Source organism: Acidithiobacillus sp. TH-A36 (genome assembly GCF_057473445.1).
In genome coordinates this window covers 1-3,058 of record NZ_JBYCKP010000641.1, presented here as the reverse complement: position 1 = coordinate 3,058, position 3,058 = coordinate 1, and the positions used below count along the sequence as shown (strand labels likewise).

1 protein-coding gene is annotated in these 3,058 nt (G+C 56.7%); it reads right to left on the bottom strand.

Annotated elements, in window-relative coordinates; translation table 11 throughout:
- Positions 1-3,058: alpha-2-macroglobulin family protein (locus tag AC2VLY_RS16070; RefSeq protein WP_486922634.1), on the bottom strand; the 3,058-nt coding region annotated here is incomplete at both ends.

Below are 3,058 nucleotides of genomic sequence, written 5' to 3'. Positions count from 1 at the left end.
CCGGCTTTTTGAGCGCGCAGGAGAAATTCTGTGGCAAAAGCCGTGAGCCAGGGCTGGGCGTCACCATTATTGGACCAGAGCCCGAAAGCGCCATCATAACGCTGATCATTGAGGACCTGATTCACGTAATCCTGAAGCTTGGCGGCTTGTTCCGGGGTGATGAGCGGAGGTTTCAGAATGGTCAGCGGTAAACCCTGGCTGGCGGCATTGAGCAGTGAGTGACAATGCCAACCCTGATACAGCGCCTGCACGTAGGTCTTGGGGTTGAAGGGCAGGGTATTGCCCAATGTTACTGCAGTGGTGCCGGAACCGGGAATGAAGCCTTGTAGATCCGGCTTGAGGAGATGCTGGCTTCCGGCTGCCAGGGTCAGCCTATGATTTTTGGAAACCGGGGGCTGGGTAGAATGCACGACCATATCCCAATGGCGGATGAGTTGGTATCCACCTGGTCCGGTAATACGTAGGGTCAGATGACCGGTACCTTCTCCCGTACCGGTCAGGGTTACCGGCAAGAGATGCATGGCCTGCACTTTCAAAAAGGTTTTGTGCTGACCATTATTCCCGACCTGAATGGGTCCGGTAGCGGTGACTACACTTTGATATTTGCCTGCGGGCAGCTTCAGGTTCTGCAGCATGAGCGTGGCCTCGGCGTTATCACCGGGGGACAAAAAGCGGGGCAGCAGCAAATTGGCGATGAGCCGGTTGCGGACGATGATGTTGGCATCGCCGGCACCCACCGCATCTCCCTGCCAGGTCACGGCCATGAGATGTAATGCGCCATTGAACTCCGGAACATCAATGGGAAGTTCCGCAAGCCCGGCACTGTTGGCCTGCACCGGACCGGCAAATAGTGCCACGACCTTCTGGGGAATGGGACGCACGGCCGGGCCGAAGTTGGCTCCAGCGCCATTTTGCAGGAGTGCCTCATAGCCGGTAGGTCGCGCCAGTAGCGCAGCGTAGTTGTCTGCTACGCTGATATCCAGCCGCCGTTTCCCGAAAAAATGATGCAGCGGATTCGGGTTGGGAAACTGGGTAAGGTTGAGAATCCCCTGATCGACGGCCGCCAGCGTCACGTAGGCACCGGGTCGGGTTTTAACAGGAATCCGGATGATTTGCCGGGGGCGATAAACAGGTTGCACATCAAAATGAACAGGGATGGCGCGCTCGCCAGGCTTGAGACCCAGCCAGGTCAGGCCGATGGCGCGTTCTGGCGCCTCGCTGGCACTGGCTGGCCGAAACACATCGACCAGCGCATAAGCACCCGCTCCCCAGCTTTTTTCCACCGGAATATGCAGGGTGATGCCGCCCTTGGGTAAATTGAAATTTTTCAGGGACAGAATTTTGTCGTTGGCGAGCACCAGTACGGCCGGGCCGCCAAAGGGGGCGTCAATATGGATATCTGCCGTGCTGCCCGCCGCATATTCTGCCGTGTTACTGCGTACTGAAACCCGTTGGGGTACGCCCGGATTGGCACTGGTCTGCCAGCCGGAGTAAAAAATCGCGGAACTGGCTGCCAGCCCACCGCGCGCCTCAATGACCCGCAGTTGGTAACGACCATAATCCAGCACCGGCAATTGCAGGGTATAGGCATGACCGGCGGGTAAGCTGATATTTTTCTTCAGTACAGGATGGTCAACGTAGCTATATCCCCAACTGGCTACACCGTGTTGCATGGAAATGTTCCATTGCGAAGACTGTCGGACTACTTCGATTTGTACGGGCATGGCGCTGGGCTTGCCGTCTGGTGCCAACGCCACAATATGAAACTCCGGTATTTTCCCTGCGGCTACCGTGTCATTTTTAAAAGCATTTTCGATGCCAATAAGGGGATGGTCGGGGGTTACCGGCAAAACGATTTCGCTGCTTACCGGACGGCCAGAAGGCTCATTGATGGATACCGCGACATGCGCTTCAAGAAAACGGGTACTGTCCGGCAGTTTTTGTAAATTGATGGGTACTTGTGTCTGACCTTCAGCATCGGTGTCCGGCAGTGTCGGCTCCTGGACCGGGGCGGTAAATATTTCGCCATGTAGCCCGAACTGATAGTTCTGCCATTGCGGATAGGGCGTAGGACCACTGCTCAGGCTGATCCGCGCCGTTCCCGACAAATGCCCACCCGGAGCGCCATAAAGATAACGTGCCTCTACCGGCCACTGCAGGGCTTGTCCGGCCGGAATGGGCTTGGCTGTTCCCAGTTTGACAGCCAGAGTTGGCGGTACAAAGGCAGATACGGTAAAGCTTTCCTGCGCCAGGGCAGGCTCCTTGAGACCGGTCGCCAGACTCACACTCCAGTTGCCATCCTGAGCGGCCAGGGGTAGTTTGACGGGTACGGCAATGGCATCATCGTCAGACAATTTTGGAACCGTATCCAGAAATACCTGCCCACCGGGCCGCCGCACAATGAGATGTAGAGGCAAATTCAGCGGTTGACCTGCGGCGCTGCGATAAATGGCCGCCACATGGACTGTCTCGCCAGGGCGATAAATGCCCCGGTCCAGCCACAGGAATGGACTGACCGGTTGCAGTGCCGGGCGTCCGGAAATGCCGCGCCCGGACAAATTCAGCGGCGAGTTTTCGAGATTGAACAAGGTAAATTCATTATCCGGCCCATAAATGTGCAGGGCAGCCGGGCTTTGCCCACCACTGCCCTGGAGAATGGGTTTGGGGAAAAAGGCAATGCCATCGGCGTTGGTCTGGACGGTCTGGAGGATATCATTGTCCTGGGCAATGAGTTTCACACTGACGCCACTCCAGGGGCTGGCATCCGTATAATGGCGGATCTGCACATATAATCCATTGCGGCCCTGCCAGACGGTAGGTGCCAGATTGGTGCGCAATACCAGTTGCACGCTGTTCAGGCCGCCGTTAGGGTTGGGCGTACCATCTCCCGGACTGATCTCAATGGCATAGAGCCCGGGTTTCTGCAGGATTTTGGGCAGTGGCAATATACTGTGCATCAAACGGTTGGCGCTGAAATGCGGAATATCCGCGCTGCCTTGCCAAATCGTCAGGCTGTTCTGGTTGTTCAGGGTGGATTCGCTCTCGTCCTGGTTCAGCA